Raw genomic sequence first — 20,030 nt, forward strand, 5'->3', positions numbered from 1 at the left:
ACCTCGTCGAGAAAAAATAGGGCAATAAAGTTGAGTTATCGATTAGAAATGGGAGATAAAATAACTGGCGGGAAATTTTTCAGTAATCGTCATAATTGGCTTGCGCTGAGAAAAAACCCGATAGGTACGAGAAAGTATTTTATCTTCTGGTTGAATTGGAAAATAAGTCGATAATTTATCGGCTGATTCTTCGGCAGTATCTACTATTTCTTTGAATGTTTCTAACTTGTATTCCAACCACAGTCTACCTAGAGGAGTACTGGAGTGAAGCAATTCATTTTTAAATTTTTCTTCTAATCTATCAGTCACTAAGATTGATTCGGCATAAATAAAATTCTTGCGACTGATTTTCCCCTGAAGTAAGATTTTTCTTTCAATTACTTCATTTCCCTGTTTAACTTCTAATACGGGGATATCTTGGGTAATAGAAACCAAACCTTCTGACAATTTGACTATGCCAATTTTCTCAAATAAATATGCTTCGAGGATTTCGGTTAGAGTACCATTAGTAGTTAAAATAATGCGTTGGAACGTACTCAGCTTTGAGGGATTGATATGATTCCGCATCAAAGAGCGATTTAAATCCTCTCGCATCATCTCATTTTGATTATTTTCGTTGCTAATTGTTTGAGCTTGCATCTTATGATTCTCCTTGAACTTTAGTGTCTTTAATGCGGTCTATATTTCCCAAATTGTCAACTAAATATCTCTAGCTAATAGCTGTTAACAACGCTTTTTTCAACTGATAAATAGTGATCGAAAGTATATCCAAATCTAGCTAATTCTTTAGATAACTCTCTCTCGACAATTGCTCTAGCTTCTGGGGAGTATTGTTCTCGATAGGATTTTTTACCGGGAGTTTTATTGTCATGGGGTATGGCAATAGACTCTTTGATTCCCGCTTGGCTGAGAATTTTGTTGAAGTCGCTGTCTAAATGTTCGAAACGAATGACCTCATCGACCCCTTCGATTAGGGGATAGGCAAGATTCATTTTGACGGCATCCTTGGTAAGTAATAGGGGTTGTTTTCTATACCAGCGTTTGAATACAGATTTCACTCGTCTGTCTAATTTTTGGGGAAGCAAAATTTTTCTGGCTAACCATTTTTCAAAGCCTTCTTCCCGTGCGAACTGAATTTGCTTTTGAATATTTTTAACGTATCTTTCGCGATATGCAGTTCCGGCTCGATTTGCCGGGCAATTGGGGTCGTCGCTTTCAATCATCATATCCCACCAAGAACTGATGTAGCGTTGGTAGGCACTGGCAAAACGGTCGAAGGGATTGCGCACGGTACCAAAGACTAAATAGGATTTTAATTCTTGGCGGGAGATCAGATTAAATCCCAATAACTGCGAAAGTGAATTATGTTTTTCTCCTACTAGTTTGTATTTTCCTGCCAGCATTAGATCTTGTTGAGGTAGCTTTTCTCCCCCCAGCTGTTCGATGAGTACTTTACTGACTGAAGAACAGCCTGTAGCCGGTACTTGAATAAACAAAAGTTTGTAATCGCGACAAATAATAGCCATCTTTGACCTCTAGAGCGAGAATTAATTATGAATTTTTTGAGTAGTTTCAAGCTTGCCGATGTGTCTCATACAGACAAGATAATTAAGATGCCAACAAAGGTGGTAAATGCAGCACCACTTGTTTTGAGCTGCCATTTTCTCAAAGACCATTTTTTGCCCAACCTCAAGTAGCCGATTAGTAAATAAACCAATAAAGCCGCCATGGCAGCAGTGAGATATCTGCGTGCGGGAGAATTAGTCGCCACATGATATAAAATGGTCAGAAAATTGTAGTTAGGTTTGGGAACCACTAGGGTTTGCCAAGTATCGCCGCCATCGGTGGTTTTATAAAGTTCTGCTCCCGATGAGCTATAAATAGTGCGATCGCGCTGGTAGGAAGGGGAAAACTCGATCGGTCCAGTCAAATAATCGCCAATTTGAGTAAATGTCGTGCCTCCATCCACTGTCCGAAACAAGCCTTTACCTCGAACGCTAATCAGGAAGGTGCGATCGCTCTGGTAATTGGGAGATACGGCAATAGTTTCGATATAACTATTATCACCATAAGCGGTGTTGGTAAATTTGCGCCAACTGCTGCCTCCGTCTTGGGTGACAAACAAACCCTCGGCAGTACCGGCAAAAACAGTGCGATCTCGTTGGTAGTTGGGGGAAATTGTCAGCTTGGCATAGTCGTCCTTGGCGATTAGTCCCTTGTTGGCAAGTTGCCAGGTAGCACCGCCATCGACCGATTTGTAAACCCCACCAGTATAATTACCCAGATAGAGAGTCCGATCGCTGGCAAAGTTGGGAGAGAGGATCAAAGAAGGAATAAAAGCAGCGCGAGCGTCAACTTCTCCGGCGACTGAAAAGTTCTCGCCGTCGTCAGTGGATTGGAGAATTTTACCCGGTAAAGTTACTAAATAAATGGTGCGATCGCTGCCAAAATTGGGCGAAACCGCCATGTAGCTGTCGCGCCGTAGACGTTTGGGTACCCAATGCTTTTGCCACTGCTTGCCGCCGTTGGTAGATTTAAACAAACAACCCCAGGAACTGGCGAGTAAAGTATTATCCGAACTGTAGTTGGGAGAAAAAACCAAGTCTCCCGTTTGAGTAATCAGATTTTGTTTGAGCAGACGATCTAACCCCAAGCCACGATTGATGGAACTCCAGGTAGTACCGCTATCTTGACTGAGGTAAACACCTTGATACAGGGTAGAAATGGCAATTGTCGAATCGTTTTGATAATTGGGTGAGATGGCTAAATTTCTCAGACTGGTAGCTCCCTTACCGATGTTGACATCTCGCCAACTACGTCCCCCATTGGTGGATTTAAACAAGCCATCAAAACCTGCTACGAAAACCGTTCCATCCCGACTATAGGTCTGGGAAATACTCAAGTTGCTAAAATGAGGACTTTTGTATAGTTCCGTATCTGCCTGAGAAGTTTTTTTCAACCCCCTACTGTGCTTCTGCCAGGTTTTGCCCCCATCGGTGGAGCGAAAAATGCCCTCGTGCCAAGTAGAAGCCAAAAGCGTCCCATCAGTTTCATAGTCAGGGGAGATTGCCAAAGCCATAATGGTGCGGTCGCCGATACCTCGGTTTACTGGGGAGAAAGTGACACCGCCGTCTTGGGTTTGCCAAATTCCCGCTTTTTCGGTTCCCACCCAAACAGTGCGGTCTGTCTGGTAGCGGGGGGAAATCGCTATGGCTTGAATCGCCCCACTATTTTCCAGATTATATAGCTGCTGCCAACTTTGACCTCGGTCATCAGAAGCGTAGAGATTGCTTCGGGCGTCACCGACAATTATGCTCTCGTTCTCTGGGGCAAAAGCGATCGCGCTGATTTTCGCCTCGCTCATCACCTGTTTCCAATGGGCACCGCCATTTTCAGTCTCGTACAGCCCAGATTCGGTTCCGGCAGCTAAGACAAATTCAGCAGAATCGGGGGCGGTGACAACCGAATCAATACTTAGGGTTGCTAGTCCCTGGTTAACTTTGCGCCAAGAATCTCCTCCAGTTTCGGATTTGTAGATTCCATCTCCTAAAGTAGAGAGAAAGAGAATTTCCTTCGCTCGAGCTGAGACAGCCAGAGAAGACAATTTATGTTGGTTATCCAAAGTTTTTTCAATTCTATGCCAACTTTCGCCGCCATCTTCTGACTTGAATAGATTGCCCCAGATAGGCAGGTAGCTATCGAGCAGGTAATATGCCGTTTGGTCTCGCTGGTACTCGGGAGAGAGTTCGACGTCAATTACTACGTCGTGGGGACCGTGAGCTAATGCCCCCTCTACGTCAAAACAGAAGACACTGACAATCGACAGCAACAAAACGCAAATGGCCTTAACACCAACCGAGGCGTTAAAATTATTCCATTTCATATAGTTAAACTTTTAAATAATTAGACATTTAAGAAGATAAAGGCGACGATAAATGCTGCAAAAGCACCACTGGTTTTCAGGGGAATTTTGGTTGAGGGTAGTCTTTTTTCTAACCTCAGACCTTTTAAAATTAGATAACTTAGTAAAGCCACGATTGCAGCCAGCAAAAATTTAACCATCGGAGCCACGCTCAAGCGATGATAGTGATAAGTAACGAACTGCATCAGATTAGTCCCTTGAGGCGCAGGTAGGGGCAGATTTACCCAGGTATCACCACCATCTGCCGATCTAAATAGTTCCGTGTCAGACACGCCGTAAATCGTGCGATCGCTCGAGTATGAGGGTGAAAATTGAATTGGTATGGTTGGCGGCCAAAAGGCGTACATATTGGCTAATGAATGATTATCTTTCGTTAGAGCGTTGCCAACTCTGGTAAAGCTCGTACCTCTATCGACAGTTTTAAACAATCCTTTGCCTCGGAAGTTGACGATCGCGGTGCGATCGCTCAGGTAATCGGGAGATATTGCCACGGCTTCTACATAACCATCGTCACCATCGGCAGTGCCCCCCAATTTGCTCCAGCTTTTGCCGCCATCTCTGGTGGCGAATAGACCTTTGGCAGTACCGGCGAAAACAGTTTGGTCTACTTGGTAACTAGGGGAAATGGCTAACTTAATCGCTTCTTGGGTTGAGGGAATGCCATTGCTAGCTGGCTGCCAAGTTTGTCCTCCATCCTCTGACTTGTAGACGAGATCCCTAACCCCAGCATATAAAGTTCGATCCGTGGCAAAATCCGGAGAAATCGCTAAATATAAAATCATTCGATGGTCTACATTGCCGACAACCGAAAAGTTTTGTCCGCCGTCGGTTGATTTCAGAATGGCATCTTTGCCGTTACCCTGCATCGAACCTAAATAAATCGTCTTATCTGAGGCGAAGTTGGGTGAAACCGCAATTGAATATTTGGTAGGTCTATTTAAGGGTTCTGGCAGCTTCTTTAGGGAACTTCTCTGCCAGTGCTGACCTCGATCGCTAGATTTTAAAAAATACGTCCATGAGGGAGAAAATATAGTTTGGTCATTACTATAGTCGGGGGAAAAAACCACATCGAATAAACGAGCGACGAAATTACCTTGAAGAAGTTGTTTTGCAGTGCGTTTGAGAAATTTGTCTTTTTCTAAACCACGGTTGATACTTTCCCAGTTAGCTCCGCGGTCGTGACTGATATAGGCTCCTCCCAAATAAGTGGTAACGGCAAGGGTAGAATCCTGTTGATAATCTGGTGATATACCCATACCGATGATAATATTTGAGGATAGAGTATCGAGTTCTCGCCACACGCGTCCCCAGTCGGTCGATTTAAATAAGCCATCAAAACCAGCTACGAAAACGGTTCCATCCTGGCTATAGGTAGGGGAAATACTCAAATCGCTAAAATGAGGTCGGTTAAAATTAGAGAGCTCGGCTTGTTTGTCTTTGGTCAGTCCTTTACTCGATTTTTGCCAGCTTGCGCCACCATCAGTGGAGCGAAAAACCCCCTCATCCCAGATTGAAGCTAAGAGCGTCGAGTCTCGCTCGTAGTCAGCAGAAATTGCCAGAGACATAATTGCGCGATCGCCGATGCCGTTATTTACCGGCGCGAAAGTACCACCGCCGTCTACTGTTTGAAAAATTCCTCCCTGTTGGGTTCCTACCCAAAAAGTCCGATCTGAGCCATAATTGGGCGAAATGGCTATAGATTTAATCTCACCGCTATTGTCTAGGGTGGCAAGTTGTCGCCAGCTTCGTCCGCCATTGTCGGAAGAGTAAAGCTTACCCTGACGATCTCCTATGATGACTTGCTGGCTCTGTTGGGGAGTAAAAGCGATCGACGTAATACGCTCTTCTGTCATTACCACTTGCCAACTGACTCCGCCGTTTTCAGTCTGGTAAAGTCCCGACTTAGTACCTGCGGCCAAGACGAGATTGGCAAGGTCAGGAGCGATCGCAACTAGGTCGATATTTAAATCGTTGAGACCTTGGTTAACCTTAAACCAAGAATCACCTTCAGTTTCAGATTTGTAAATCCCATCTCCTAAAGTAGATAAAAAGAGAATTTTGGGCGAGTTAGGAGCAATATCTAGAGAGGCTAATTCATGTTGATGGTCTAAACCACGTACGATTCTTTGCCAACTTTTCCCCCCATCTTCTGACTTAAATAAGATTCTTCGTACATTAATAAATAGAGTTCGATCCTGCTGATAGTCGGGAGAGAGTTTTACAGCAAAAATATCATCATGAGGATAATGAGCCCAGGCAGCTTTTACATCGAAGGTAAACCAAGCCACAGCTAAAAGTAAACTTAAAACAGTAACTTTTAGCAAATTTAATTGTTGCCAAAACATAGAATTAACGAAATTTTATTAGTAGATAGATAGAAAAACAAACACTCATATAAACAGCAAAGATACTAACTGGCGCGAGCTGCTATTGTCTACGAGGCAATCTTTTGTTCGAGCGCAAATATCTCACTAGTAGATAACTAACAGCAGCTAAGACTAAAGCTGCGATAAATTTTTTCAGCGGTGACTCACTAATCCGCAGATATAAATTAACCCTCTTCTGTCACTCTCCGAAAATAAAAAATAGTAGAAACGTAGTTTATCCACTGAGAAAGTATGGTGAAAATTGATTCATCAAGGCAATTAGTTGATGAAAACCCAACAATAACTGACGATTGGGAAAAATGTCTAACCAGGGAACAATTAACCAGAGTAAAGTAATTGGTTGAATAATTAAACGAAGGTTATTTAAAGTAGTTTTCCATCCACCTTGATTAGACCACTGTTGATGACGAGTAAAATTTGCCTCAAACTCATCTTTACCATCAGAAAAATTCGAGTGAGTTGCTGAATAATTGAGACTACAAAGCACTTTTGTTTGAGAGCTAATCATCCAGTAAGCTGAGAAAATAATTTCCCACCACCTTTCAATTTGTTCGAATTTAGTGAAACGGTAATCTGTCCAACCTAACTCTTGTTTGCACTGTCGAAATCCATATTCAACCCAGGTTCTCAATCCATAAAGATTACCAAGACGTTGCTTAATTTGACTTCTTTTGTCAGTAAGATTAGTCATAACAAAGGATGTAGAATTCTCTGGCATGGTTTCGGGGTTAGTAGTTAATTCCCAGTAGGTTCTCCAACATCTGCGACCAAAAACAATTTCTCTAACATATCTGATTTCTGAATTTTGATTACTAAAAATTCTTTCAAATTCACACCATTTATTAGCTCTAACTTTTTGATTATGAGGCATCCAAACCCCGTGATTATTCCTAATTGCTAAGACCCAAGGCAATTTAGGTTTGTCTAATGTCTGTATGAAATAACTGCTTTCTCCATACAAACTGTCTGCTAATACTAATTCAATCTCAAACTCAAAATCTATTAGTTCTTCGATTATTTCGGCAGCTAATTCAATCTTGGTTTGATATTTATCCCCTGGTTTTAATGTTCCTTTCGGTTTAAAAACTTTCAACATTAAAGGAAAAGTAATATTGTCGTATATCCCATAGCTATTTACTGTAACTATCCCCTGGTCTATCTTGCCAATACTTCCTAAGTATTGCCGCGCTACGTAGTCGGTTTTTTTTCCTTTCTTTCTATCTCCTGTTTCATCAATGACTACTGTTATTTTCTTCCCTGATAATGCCGAAAGTGTTTTTGATAATCTTCGTTTTCGAATCTCAATTATTGACCAAGGGGACTTAGCTAAAAAATGATGTAGTGATTGCGCTGAATTAATACCTACTATTTTCGCTATTTCTGGGAGTGATTTTCTCTTAATTGGTGAGACAATTCCTAAATGTAAGTACTTAAAACACTCGTAACTTCTTACTTCAGGGAATAAGTCTTTGTAGCTGCTACAATATTCGTCAATCACCGATACTGTCGGTCGTGCATCTCTGGCTAAATGTTTGAGAATTTGTAACTCTACATCCATTGCACTATGTACTCTCTAGCAATTTTGTTTTTCTAGTCCTTTATTTTACTACTCGGAGAGTGACATAAGAGGGTTAAGATAGCTTTGCCCATAACCTTTGTTATGTTATTAAATGCAATTAACTTGTCATTACCTTCCGAGCACCAACACCCAATCCCCGTTCTCTGGCGTAGTGAAGTTCACTAAAGAGCTTCTGCCGACCCGGTTTCGCTCGCTCAACTCTTTGGTTCTCGGATTAAACCACATCGCCGATATGGATTCGGTACGGAATTGAGAAAGATCTAGGGCAAAATTACTGGTTCCGGCGGTATACACTAGAGCGTAGCTGCCATCATTGGCACTAGTTGCTTGAATGTGTCGATCGTAATCCGAGCTTTGTCCACTGATAACCATCGATTGAGCGGGTCTGAGTTTGAGGAAGTCATTTCCCAAAGCGTGCAAAAGTTGACTGAGGTAGCCAATTTGGGTCGCTCCTTCATATTGCAGAGCTTGGCTAAAGTTTGAGGTGACATCCCAGATCCCCGATCCTCCATAGGAATGACCGAAACCGCCAGCAAAGATCGTAAAATAGGCACGCCGACGAATATTATATGGTTTTGCCGGTGCCCCTCCTCCGAGATTGGTATTTTCAAACCAGGCTTCTCCATCAAAAGTAGGTTTAGTGGGCAACTGTTCGTAGTCATAGGCGATCGCTTCCCAAACAGTCCAGTTGCGGACATCTTGACGAGGCAAATCGTCCGGGCAACACCATTGACTGGTTTGCCAGTTTTTAAAATCCACTAGCTCGTTGGTGTCAGAGAGGGAAGTTCCGCGTTGGTAGTCAGCATGAACGGTTAACAGTTTATTGCCAGTATCCCCATCGCGAATTCCCCGAATTAGTGACTTCAGCTTGCTAAAAGCCAGCTCTTGTTTGCGGTGATGGCTCCCAGACTCACCAGCACCGAGCCAGATAATATTGTCGTTATTTTTATAGCGATCGCCGATAAACTTACCAAATTTATAGAGCGCCTCCGCGTCGAAGTCTCTGACGATATACCACCATCCCGTGGCAATGGCGATATACATACCCCGCTCGTTTGCCGCCGCTACTAAATGGTCTAGTTCCTGAAAATGGCTTTCAATCGGCTCTAAATTACCCGTGAAGCCGGCTGGTTCTCCTTTGGTTCCCGTTCCCACCCTAACCATCACCACGTTAAAGCCTTTACTCTTACGGTCGTCGAGTAACTGCAGGCGTTGTTCGCGACTGAGCTTGGAAAACTTCCAAAAAGTATCGCCAATCCAGACGAAGGGACTGTCATCGGCACGTACTAAGAACCGTTTAGAGCTGTCTATTTTTAACTTGGTGGGTATGGGGTACTCTGGCACCTTCAGCTCTAATTCTAGGGATTGCCCAGAAGCTTCGGAGTCGGTGCCTATGGTAGCCAACTTACTAGTTATGGTTTTAGGAGTATTCGAGTTATCGTCATGGTTAAGGGCTACTAACACCAGAGAGAGCAAGGAGAGTAGCAATAGATGTAGATAAAAGAAACGTCTCATAGTTGACTCCCTTAGCTGGGATGACTAACTTCTGAAAGCGATCTGTTACTTATCCCATCAAGTTCCGATCCCTTTTCCTCATGGTTTTGAGAGTCTGGCTCGTGGCGCTGAGAAATTACTTTAGCAGGTACGCCAACCGCCACTGAATAGGGAGGAATATCTTTAGTTACTACCGCTCCTGCTCCGATTACGCTACCTTTGCCGATGGTGACTCCATCTAGAATTCTTACGCCAGTGCCCAACCAACAGTCATCCTCAATGGCAATTCCTTTGCAGGTAATACCTTGTGCTGCAATCGGCTGTTGGCGATCGCCAAAGTTATGATTGTTGCCATAAATCCCAGAGTGAGAGCCGATCAGACAGTTTTTACCAATGACAATCGGTCCCGGACCTGCCAGACAAGTGTAAGGTCCGATATAGGTAGCTGCGCCAATCTCAATATAGCCGCGCTCGAGTGCTCGCAGATCGACACCGCGATCGAGGATTACTTGCTTTTTGAGGTAAATTTGACAATCGTTACCAAAAGTATCGATCCGAACGCCAACTTTCAGGTTGACCCGCTCTTCCAGACAAACCCGATTGTTTCCTACCTGAGTTTTATTAGTGGCAGCACTACTGAGATAGACACCACGATCGATCGCGACACGATTGCCAATTTCAATGTGACGGGGCTGGACGAATTCAACTCCTGGTTGAATGCGTACCGAACTACCTAGCTTGGCGAAAAGAGAACGATAAAGCCGATTTCTCAGCACGATCCCTGGTGCTCTAGGAATCCATTCTACTAAGGCAGTTAAGAGAGATTCTTTGCGGTATAACCACAATGAATTAGATGGCAAGTTTTGCTGTTTGATTACTAGATTTAACAAGGTCATACTCCTAAGCTCTTAGCAGCTGTAGATTCCTCGGTTGCTTTAGCTTCGATTAGTTCGTCAAGCAGATCGAGAATTTTATCGTCTGGCTCTGGCTCGAATTTTCTGGCAAAGTAAAAGTTACCATGGGCAATTTTGGAGTAGTCTTCCGTAGTTAAGTTGCGGGCGAAGCCAAAAAGCTCTGGAGGATAATCTAAATAACGCAGACAATCATTAGAAAGATCGAACTGGTTGCTGTTGACCAACACCGAGGCAATGAGAGATTCTTCAGGAGCCAGGGTTCGGCGGTAAAATTTCAATAGCTGGGGATGTTCCTCTAAATAAGCCCTCAAATAATCTACGCATTTTCTCGATAGAACGTTCCAATACCATCCGCCGTAACATTTAAAGTTATCGTTAAAGGGAGTGGATTTGACTTCTAATCCGATGAGGGAGAAACGCCATTGAAAAATTACCCCGGGAAGCAACGGCTCGATTCGCGACAGTTTTCTGAGCCACCACTTACTCCCTTGAGGTAGTTTGAGGTACTGGGTGAAAAAACGCTTGCGACCGGTTTCTTTACCCCAAGGAGATTCATCGGCAAAGACATCCCAGTGACTGATAAAGCCATCGTGTTTGGTAGTAGCCAAAAAGGCTTCGAGCTCGGGAATTGGTCGAACTGGATAGTCCTGACCCGACAGACAAATTAACCAGTCAAAGTTAAAATTACGTTCGAATAACCATTCGATCGCCTCGAGATAAATTTCTAAGACCGAGTCGTCACCCCGTCTTGCCCCTCGATATCTTTTAATCAGTTCGATTCCTGAAAAGTGACTCAGATTACTTAAGTCTAAAGGGCAACTGCTGAAGTCGTGACTGAGCAGCACTAAAGAATTGCAGCTAGAGTTTTTAATAGTCTTAACTAAACGGCAAATTTGTTCTGGATTTTTATGACTTTGAATAAAATATACAATTTTCATCTTCTGACTTAGTCTGACTAACCATCGGTTAGAGAGAAACAGTTGCCTCAGTTGGTTCGAAGTTAGTCGTCTCTGTGAACTTGGTTTCTTTGAGATGGTCGGCTAGTCGGATAGCCAGAGCCATCAGGGTAAGTGTGGGATTGGAAAGACCGCTGGTGGGAAAAACCGAGCTGCCAGCTACGTATAAATTGCTGATGCCGTGGACCCGACAATTTTCGTCGACCACACCCTGTTTGGGGTCGGGACTCATGCGCGTCGTACCCATATGATGGTAGGAACCGGCCACTGAGTCCCAAGCGCGCTCGCGATCGAATTCGATTTTTATTTTTCCGAGTCCAGCATCAGTTAACTCTTCAGCAATAATTTGCTGTGATCGCTCGATAGTATATTTGTCGATGGGACTCAAACGCCAGTCGAGCTGGACTCGATTGACTCCTAGTCTGTCTCGTTCGCTGCTGAGCTTAATGCGGCTATTGGGATTGGGTGCCTGCTCGCCGATTAGATGAAACTCGCAGAGGTTGGACTGTCCGGTATAAAAAGATTTGTCGAACAGTTTGGTATAGGCTCTAGCTGCAATGCGATCTAAATTGGCAATTACTTTGCCTAAGTCTTCGAGAGTCGAGCGATCGCCTCGGTGTCTCTGTCCTTCGGTAATCGTCGGGAAAGCTTCATGAAAGATACCTTTTTTGCCACGCAGTTTAAATTTGAGGCTGTTAAAAGCTTCTACCCAGTCGGGTAAAATAGTTACCAGTCTGGTACAGAAATTGAGAATTTGCTCTCGCTCTTGGACTTGTTTGGACAAACCGAGAGCGGTTCCTAGATAGGTCTGACCCACTTTAATATTTTCTTTGGTGTAGAGAACGGGGGGTTCGAAAAATTCAATTTCTCCCGATTTCAGGTAGGGATGTTCCATAAAAAATCTGCCTACCAAGTCGTGTTGATTGCCCAAGCCATTACTTTGAACTCGGTTAGAAGCTAACAGCAGGCGGGGATTTTCAATACCACCAACGGCGAGAATAAAAACTTTGGCCTTAACCCAGAACTGTTTGCCTTCTGGAGAAGCAACCCGCAGTCGAGTCACCCTGAGTGCGGGATCGTTGGTTTCAATTTCGATTGCGTTGGCGTGAAGATAAGTCGTGATATTATCAGCTGCTTCTAGTTCGGCTCGATAAGCCTTGCCAAAGCGCGAATGAGTCGGTGGCACGATTTGCCAAACATAGGTTTCTATCTGCTCTTCTAGGGGAAAAGGACTGAATTCTATTGCTTTTAAGGCATCGTGCCAGTCGGCAAAGTCATTTTTGTCTGGTTCGAGACTACAGGCTTGCTGGGCGCGTTGATAATATGGATCTAGCTCGGCTTTAGTAATCGGCCAACCGCTGTAGGGCATCCAGGGGCGGTCTGCAAAATCGAAGTCGTCAAAGGGGCGACTCCATCCCGCCCAGAGATTGGTCGAACCACCTAGATAGCGGGCTCGAGATTCTTTGAGCGGGAAGTAAGGAGTACCAATGCTCTCACCTTGATAGAGAGATTGACTGTCTTCTTCGTAGTCTAGACCGCCACTCTCTAACAGACAAACTCGTTCGCTGCGAGCGATGAATTCTCGAGCTATGCTAATTCCTGCCGCTCCAGCTCCAATAATGCAAATATCACTCTCGATGAGAGTGTTTTCGGTCAACTCGCGAATGTCAATTAACATGATTTGTTTGAATTATAATTTGGTTCTAAATCAAAGCGCGATCGCGCTTCTCGCCAAGAGAATACTTTAAAACTTAATTTTTGCCGGGAGAAACTGCTTCAAAGGAAGAATTGGCATTGCCAACTCGTAGCTCATCTGTGTACAGCATTCGTTCCCCATGACCGGGATCCCCGACGTAGATTCCGATTTTCCAGGCTCCCATAATGTTTACACCCGGACGAAGTAGTGCCACCCGTTCGTTAACGTAAAGCTCGCCATTCTTCCAAATTTTGACAAATCCTCGTTCGGGGTCTGAGGAAGGCTTTAGGTGCATGACAAAGTCTTCCCACTGGTCGAGTCTAGCCGGAATGCTGATATTTTTACAGCCAAAAAGGTATCTTCCTTGACTATTTCTTCCTTTGTAAAAAGTCACGCCATAACCGAACGTATCTCCTTGGGGTGAAATACTCATGTGGCTGCCAGGCGAGCCTCTAGTGGTCAATTTGCCATTTCTGGTAGATTTTTGATTGCATTCAAACAGGGTTACGCCACTGCGCTGGTCGCGGAAGGAAGCTCCATAAAACATTTGATGGACGATAGTATAGTCGGATTTACCCGAGACTGGCTGGTTGAAGTTGGCTGGAATATAGTAGCTCCAACCGATCCAGTACTCTTCTCCTTCTTTTAACAAACCGGGATTGATTCCCAGTTCGCTGCGCTCGTCGCAATTTTTGGTGTGATGTTGCATTGCCAACTTGCCACTACGAACGGGAGCAGAGACGAATCTGTACAGACTATTATCCAAATAATCGGAATCTTGGCGACATTGTTCCTTTTGATATTGTCTGTAAATCTGTTCGTAATTTCCCTCATCAAAAGTGGTACTTAAGATGATGTCGGCTGCGGAACTTCCAGGCATTAAGGCAAAAAATGTCGAAAAAAGCAGCAATTTAAAAATGCGCATGGCAAAACTGAAACTTTTACAGTTTGAGAGGTATCGGTATCTCCAAAATCTTCAAAGGAAGAAAAGAAGACTGAATAAAATACTCTACGGATAGACAAATTAAAGGGAATTGCGATTGCAATTCCCCTGACAAGAGTATGTTTTGTAAAGATACGATTAGATTAAATCGAGCGAAAACATCAAGATTTAAAGATATCTATCAGTTACACTTATCGCTTTATCCCAAATCGTTGTTTGAGCTTCGAGCTTCGGGCAACTGCTCGTAGAAAGCGATATGTCTCTGAGCATAAAGTGTTAAAAGAATATTCTAGGTTAAAAGAATATTCTAGTTCGGCGATCGCGCGACATTGTTGACTCATCTGATAGCGTAAAAAGGGATCTTCAAGGAGTTTGACAATTCCATTAAACAGCAATTGCAAATTCAATAAATGTCCCATTAGCTAGTATGTCGATTGCGATAGAGAGAGTAATTTAGATTTTAACCATGATTTAATTTGTACTTTTTTATTGTCAAGAATATGCTCGATATAGCCAATAATTTGATTGACCAGCAACAGTTCTTCATTTGTTATTTTATATCCTAGTCCTTTGAGTTCTTCATTATTCCGAAATGCCAAAAAAAGTCTCATTTTTTGATTTGAGGTGAGCAAATTTTTCCATTTATCAATTTCCTTACTGCTAGGATTTCGGTTAAATGTTTTTCTCTCGTACCAAATTCCATTTTTAGTAATTGCTTTTTCACCTATATGATTGAATTGTTCGGGGTTTAGCATTTGTTTCGACCATTCAATTCCTATAAAGTCACAAATTTTTTGTGTTTCACTTTTGGGATCGGTTACTAAATTTTCGTAAAGTAAAACTAAAATTTTTTCAGGAGTAGTTTTAACAGAGGTGAATCCAAATTCAAGACAATTTTTAGTGTGCTCGATAGCAGATTGTAAATCACGAGTATATTTACCGCCACTGATTTTTTTTTCTCTGTAGCGATTTCCAACTTGAAGCAGTGAAGAAACTGTTGCTCTAGGATCCCTAACTACATAAATAAAATATGAGGCAGGAAATAATTCGATTAAGTCTGGAAACACCAAAATGTTTTCAGGAGTTTTCTCACTATAAAATTGACAATTATTACGCTCGGCTAATGGCAGAAAAAAACTTTCTATTAAAGAACATATTATGCGATCTGCCTCCTCAAGTGAACAAAGCTCGCTAAGAATTTTTCGCTCGATATTTTGATGTATTTTTTTCCTCAAATTTATAATTTCTCTAAGAAAGAGAAATTCTGGACCACCACAAATATTTGGATGCGAATTTATCATGTTCTGAACTAAAGTTGTTCCGGAACGAGGTGCTCCTGCAACAAAGATTAATCTTTCTCCTCGTTTTACCTTAGAAGCATTAGAAACTAATCTTGTTTTCTCATTCATGTCTGCTTTGATATTGTGACTTTATTAGTCTAAATCAGTCTAAATTCGAGGTTTTTAGAAAACTTTAATAATTAGGTAAACATAATTATCTTTCAAATGGGTGCAAGTCCTCTGTACGGAACCAAACTTTTGAAAGTGTTGTCGTGCCGAAGTTAGTTAAACATAGCGAATCTTTTGATATACAAAACTTTCATGAATTAGGAGCAATTTTTTGTCCTGTCCTGTACTTAGGTGCAAGTCAGAAAATGTTGAAAACCTTATAATTGAACTGCTGCTTGAAATACTCAGTTCACAGAGAGTTTCGTACTGACTTGCAAATTGCTACATTCGGTAGTTAAAAGTATTTTTTAACTTCTCCAGTTAACTTATATCGTAAGTGAATCGAATCTACTCAAACAAACTTTTGTTTTTCAAACACTCACTGGTTCTTTCTTTATTACAGGTGTTGTAACAACTTGAGATGACTGGCTCCAGAAAAAGTTGCGATCGATTTGCTGAGTGCGAATAAGATACTCTAGTTGCTTGAGACGAGTAAAACCCCTAAAGGTGAAAGTTTCTGGGGTCATGTCAATGTGAGTAAATAAATCTATAAGTTGTCGTGCACCTTTAGCGGCATTCCAGTCACATTTAAAGCCGGGTAGGTTGGAATTGATTTTCTCAAAGGAAACTCGATAGCTGCGGTTATCACCATCGCTAGAACCGAAACTGAGTTGGCAGCCAGGAAGGGCATCGGCAACGAAGGTAGCGATTTCTCTAACTTGATAGTTATGAGCGCTATCTCCAACGTTAAAAATTTGATCGTGAACGATTTCTCTTGGTGCTTCTAAAGCACAGACGATAGCTTTAGCAATATCTAAAGCATGTACCAAAGGTCGCCAGGGGGTACCATCGCTAGTCATCTTAATTTCCTTGGTCGTCCAGGCAAGTCCGGCCAAGTTGTTTAACACGATATCGAAGCGCATCCGAGGAGAAGCACCATAAGCAGTGGCGTTACGCAGAAAAGTGGGAGAGAAATTATCGTCGGCTAGGGGTCTGAGATCTCTTTCTACTAAAGTTTTGCATACTGCATAGTCCGTTTGTGGATTGACGGCAGACTCTTCAGTAACGTAGTCTTCTGTGGCAACGCCATATACGCTACAGGAGGACATATAGACAAAGCGTTCTACCCCTGCAGCTTTAGCTAGTTTTGCCAAGCGTACCGAACCTTGATGATTGATTTCGTACGTAATGTGGGGAGCGAGTTGACCGGCGGGGTCGTTAGAAAGTTCTGCCATGTGAACGATAGCTTCTACTCCTGATAAGTCTGCACTGGTAATCAGACGGAGATCTTTATTAAGAGTTTTAGGAGTTAAGTCAGTGGCATTGTAAAGCCAGCCTACTTTATAAAATCCAGTATCGACCCCGATAACTTCATGTCCTCGCTGCATTAAAATTGGAGCGAGTAGAGAGCCTAAATATCCTTCTGTTCCAGTGATTAGTATCTTCATAGGTAATAAAAAAGAAAAACTATAAATTGAGTATGGTTAATCAGAGAACTGCTCTGAATTTTTTGGGTTCTTTGAGCCGACCTTAGAGGTTTAGTATGCCATTAGAGATTTGGTCAAGCCCAAAAATTTTTCTTCAAAGATGGTTGGTTCGGGAAAGGTTTGTTTCAATTGCTTGTTGCCGATCGACTTTATTCTGTTGGCAAGTTTTGAAGTTCGATACTAACTGTTAGCTACGAGATTTACTGCAGCCGACTTGCTTATTTCAGGAAGTTGGCGAACGATTGCCTTACCGATTTCCAAGGAAGAAGTAGCGGCAGGAGAGGGAGCATTACAAACATGAATTGAGTTTTGACCGGGGACGATGGAGAAATCGTCTACCAGTTTGCCATTGTTCAGCAGTGCTTGAGCGCGAACTCCTGCATGGGTGGGAATTAGATCCTCTGCTTGAACTTCAGGGATTAGTCTTTGCAAACTCCTGACGAAGGCTGCTTTACTAAAAGAGCGAATAATTTCTTGAATCCCATCATCGCTGTGTTTGGCAGCTAACTTCCAGAAACCAGGGTAGGTCATCACTTCGACAAAGTCTCGTAAGTTAAAGTCAGTTTTGTGGTAGCCTTCGCGTTTGAGGCTCAGTACCGCATTCGGTCCGGCATGAACGGTGCCATCGATCATCTTGGTAAAGTGAACTCCCAAAAAAGGAAATGCCGGATTGGGTACGGGATAAATTAAGGTGTTGACCAGGTAGCGTTTTTCCGGTACTAGTTCGTAATATTCGCCGCGAAAAGGAACGATTTTAGCTTTCGGCTTAGCTTTAGCCAATTTAGCGACGCGATCGCTATACAGTCCGGCACAGTTGATCGTAAATCGCGTCTCAAACTTACCTTGGGTGGTTTCTAATACCTGAGTATTACTGGTATTGATAATTTTGACTACCTTAGTATTGAGGTAGAGTTCGCCACCCTGAAATCGGATCAGGTCGGCATACTTTTGAGCTACTTGCTGGTAGTTGACGATCCCCGTACTGGGTACGCGCAAACCAGCTAGACAACGGACGTGGGGTTCGATTTCTTTGACCTCTGTGGCACTAATTTTGCTCACCTTCAGACCGTTTTGTAGACCCCGTTGGTATAAGTTTTCCAGTAAGGGTAACTCTGATTCTTCCACGGCAACGATAACTTTGCCACAGACATCGTAATCGATGTTATGCTGCTGGCAAAATGCCACCATCGACTGATTGCCTTCCCGACAAAATCGAGCCTTAAACCCACCGGGTTTGTAGTAAATCCCGGAGTGAATCACGCCACTGTTGTGACCGGTTTGGTGGAATGCCCACTGCGATTCTTTTTCCAAAACGGCAATTTTCGCCGAGGGATGGGTTTGTCCTAAAGCCATTGCGGTAGAAAGACCGACAATGCCACCACCAATAATTACAAAATCGTACATAAATTAAAATAAAACTAATCTATTGTCTTAATTACCAAATTTTCCAAGGAGCATTACCACTTGCCCACAGTTTTTCTAAGTTGCGTTTATCTCGCAGAGTGTCCATTGGCTGCCAAAATCCATCGTGTTTGAAAGCAGAAAGCTGTTCTAAATGAGCTAGTTTTTTCAAGGGTTCTTGTTCCCAAACCGTCGAATCATCAGCAATAAAATCAATTACTTCTGGTTCGAGGATAAAGTAACCGCCGTTAATCCAAGCCCCATCTCCTTCAGGTTTTTCCTGAAAGCTGGTAATTTTGGTTTGTTCTTGCTCCAAACAAATTGCCCCAAAGCGTCCTGGGGGTTGGGTTGCAGTTAAGGTTGCTAATGTCCCCTGTTCGTGGTGAAAAGCGATGAGTTTGGTAATATCTACATTACCAACTCCATCTCCATAGGTAAAGCAAAAAGTTTCAGTACCGACATGTTCTTTTACTCTTTTTAAACGTCCGCCAGTCATGGTATCCGCTCCTGTATCCACTAGAGTGACTCGCCAGGGTTCGGCATTACCAGTGTGAACGTTCATCTGATTGAACCGCATATCAAAAGTGACATCAGAACGGTGTAAAAAATAATTGGCAAAATACTCCTTGATTACGTAACCTTTGTAACCACAGCAGATAATGAAATCATCGATCCCGTGGGTAGAATAGATTTTCATAATGTGCCACAGGATCGGCATACCACCAATTTCTACCATTGGTTTGGGTCGAATACTGGTTTCTTCACTCAAACGAGTTCCTAATCCACCAGCTAGTATTACTGCTTTCATTTGTTTGACTCCTTAGTGATTGATTATTTCATGATTATTTAAACAGAGCGTGCCGTTTTGGCAGTTTGCTCTGACTGCCGATTGAGAAACAGCTTGATAAATGGCCAAGCAGTAGCTTTGAGTAAATCTTTGCTCAACCAAACGCTATTCCACGATAGCCATTGCACCATTTGGAGATAGCAATTGACTCGTTCTTGCCAGTTGAGAGGTGCGGTATGAATTCCAGCGATGTATTCTCGTAACCATTTCCATCTGGTTAGGTGTAGCTTGCCTTTTTTGGCTGGGTCGTACCAGGCAATACGATCGCGGAAGCGACGATGGGCTCTCCAAGAGTTGGCAGGGTGATCTCTTTTTTGGAATAAATAACTGGGCACTTCATAAAATTTGCCATAAAGAGCTAATTTGCCCAGTAAAACTAAATCCGAGGAAGGATAACTTCCTAAGGGCAACAACTGTTGTAGTACGTCCCGTCTAATTAGACCGTGAAAGGGATGACATTCATTTCCGTAACGCACTAAGTGACGATAAATTTTGAATCGTTCCGTAGCTTGGGAAGATTGTAAGTCAAAGCGATCTTCATATTTTTCAATTTCTGCTCCAGATTCGTCCACGATTGCCGTTTGGCAATAGGCTAAAACGATGCTGGGGTCTGGTTCTAATATTTCGATACAGCTTTGGAGAAATTCTGGGGCACAAAGATCGTCGTGGCAAGCCCATTTAAAATATTTTCCCGTGGCTAACTCGGCGACACGATCGAAATTCCACCCAGCACCTAAATTTTGTTCTTCACGGAAATAGCGAATACGGGGATCTGCGGCGGCATATTGCCGACAAATTGCTTCTGTTCGATCGCTGGAGCCATTATCGGAAACAATCAGTTCGAAATCTCTAAAGGTCTGTGCCAGAATTGAATTCAAGGCAGTTGCTAAAAATTGCTCCCCATTATAAACGGGCATGCCAATACTAACCAAAGGTCGATCTTGGTTCATGATTTT

At 42.9% G+C, this 20,030-nt stretch carries 16 protein-coding genes; all 16 read right to left on the reverse strand.

All coding sequences use genetic code 11. The annotated features are described in order from the left end of the window. Window positions 1-42: 42 nt before the first annotated feature. Window positions 43-639, reverse strand: a complete 597-nt coding sequence (locus ACLFKQ_RS14580; RefSeq protein ID WP_449000532.1) for a chorismate--pyruvate lyase family protein — start codon at window positions 637-639, stop codon at window positions 43-45. Window positions 640-713: 74 nt separating this feature from the next. Next, window positions 714-1,526, reverse strand: coding sequence for a sulfotransferase family 2 domain-containing protein (locus ACLFKQ_RS14585; RefSeq protein WP_449000533.1), 813 nt, complete (start codon window positions 1,524-1,526; stop codon window positions 714-716). 65 nt (window positions 1,527-1,591) lie between these two features. Next, window positions 1,592-3,883: a WD40/YVTN/BNR-like repeat-containing protein gene (locus tag ACLFKQ_RS14590; protein WP_449000534.1), complete on the reverse strand. Its 2,292-nt coding sequence runs from the start codon at window positions 3,881-3,883 to the stop codon at window positions 1,592-1,594. A gap of 20 nt (window positions 3,884-3,903) precedes the next feature. Beyond that, complete coding sequence (locus tag ACLFKQ_RS14595) at window positions 3,904-6,267, reverse strand: WD40/YVTN/BNR-like repeat-containing protein (RefSeq protein WP_449000535.1); 2,364 nt, start codon at window positions 6,265-6,267, stop codon at window positions 3,904-3,906. Between the two features lie 256 nt (window positions 6,268-6,523). Then, window positions 6,524-7,867 carry an IS701 family transposase gene (locus ACLFKQ_RS14600; RefSeq protein WP_448998085.1) on the reverse strand — a complete coding sequence of 448 codons (1,344 nt, stop codon included), beginning with the start codon at window positions 7,865-7,867 and terminating at the stop codon, window positions 6,524-6,526. A gap of 129 nt (window positions 7,868-7,996) precedes the next feature. Continuing rightward, the gene (locus tag ACLFKQ_RS14605; protein ID WP_449000536.1) at window positions 7,997-9,403 is read right to left on the reverse strand and encodes an apiosidase-like domain-containing protein; all 1,407 of its coding nucleotides are present in this window, start codon (window positions 9,401-9,403) and stop codon (window positions 7,997-7,999) included. Window positions 9,404-9,414: 11 nt separating this feature from the next. Next, window positions 9,415-10,278, reverse strand: coding sequence for a DapH/DapD/GlmU-related protein (locus ACLFKQ_RS14610; protein WP_449000537.1), 864 nt, complete (start codon window positions 10,276-10,278; stop codon window positions 9,415-9,417). After that, window positions 10,275-11,234, reverse strand: a complete 960-nt coding sequence (locus ACLFKQ_RS14615) for a beta-1,6-N-acetylglucosaminyltransferase (protein ID WP_449000538.1) — start codon at window positions 11,232-11,234, stop codon at window positions 10,275-10,277. The genes ACLFKQ_RS14610 and ACLFKQ_RS14615 overlap by 4 nt, the downstream gene beginning before the upstream one ends. 28 nt (window positions 11,235-11,262) lie before the next feature. Further along, complete coding sequence (locus ACLFKQ_RS14620; protein WP_449000539.1) at window positions 11,263-12,930, reverse strand: GMC oxidoreductase; 1,668 nt, start codon at window positions 12,928-12,930, stop codon at window positions 11,263-11,265. Between the two features lie 73 nt (window positions 12,931-13,003). Then, on the reverse strand, window positions 13,004-13,828 hold the full coding sequence (locus ACLFKQ_RS14625; protein ID WP_449000540.1) for a heparin lyase I family protein: 825 nt from the start codon (window positions 13,826-13,828) through the stop codon (window positions 13,004-13,006). Window positions 13,829-14,082: 254 nt separating this feature from the next. Then, window positions 14,083-14,310 (reverse strand): hypothetical protein, encoded by a 228-nt coding sequence (locus ACLFKQ_RS14630; protein WP_449000541.1) that lies wholly within the window; start codon window positions 14,308-14,310, stop codon window positions 14,083-14,085. A 3-nt stretch (window positions 14,311-14,313) separates the two neighbouring features. Next, window positions 14,314-15,300, reverse strand: coding sequence for a sulfotransferase family protein (locus tag ACLFKQ_RS14635; protein ID WP_449000542.1), 987 nt, complete (start codon window positions 15,298-15,300; stop codon window positions 14,314-14,316). Between the two features lie 410 nt (window positions 15,301-15,710). After that, window positions 15,711-16,787 (reverse strand): NAD-dependent epimerase/dehydratase family protein, encoded by a 1,077-nt coding sequence (locus ACLFKQ_RS14640; protein ID WP_449000543.1) that lies wholly within the window; start codon window positions 16,785-16,787, stop codon window positions 15,711-15,713. 219 nt (window positions 16,788-17,006) lie between these two features. Next, the gene (gene lhgO / locus ACLFKQ_RS14645) at window positions 17,007-18,230 is read right to left on the reverse strand and encodes an L-2-hydroxyglutarate oxidase (protein WP_449000544.1); all 1,224 of its coding nucleotides are present in this window, start codon (window positions 18,228-18,230) and stop codon (window positions 17,007-17,009) included. Between the two features lie 31 nt (window positions 18,231-18,261). Further along, on the reverse strand, window positions 18,262-19,035 hold the full coding sequence (gene rfbF / locus ACLFKQ_RS14650; RefSeq protein WP_449000545.1) for a glucose-1-phosphate cytidylyltransferase: 774 nt from the start codon (window positions 19,033-19,035) through the stop codon (window positions 18,262-18,264). 38 nt (window positions 19,036-19,073) lie between these two features. Next, window positions 19,074-20,024, reverse strand: a complete 951-nt coding sequence (locus tag ACLFKQ_RS14655; protein ID WP_449000546.1) for a glycosyltransferase family 2 protein — start codon at window positions 20,022-20,024, stop codon at window positions 19,074-19,076. Between the last annotated feature and the right edge of the window lie 6 nt (window positions 20,025-20,030).

The sequence above is a fragment of the Myxosarcina sp. GI1(2024) genome (assembly GCF_053543375.1).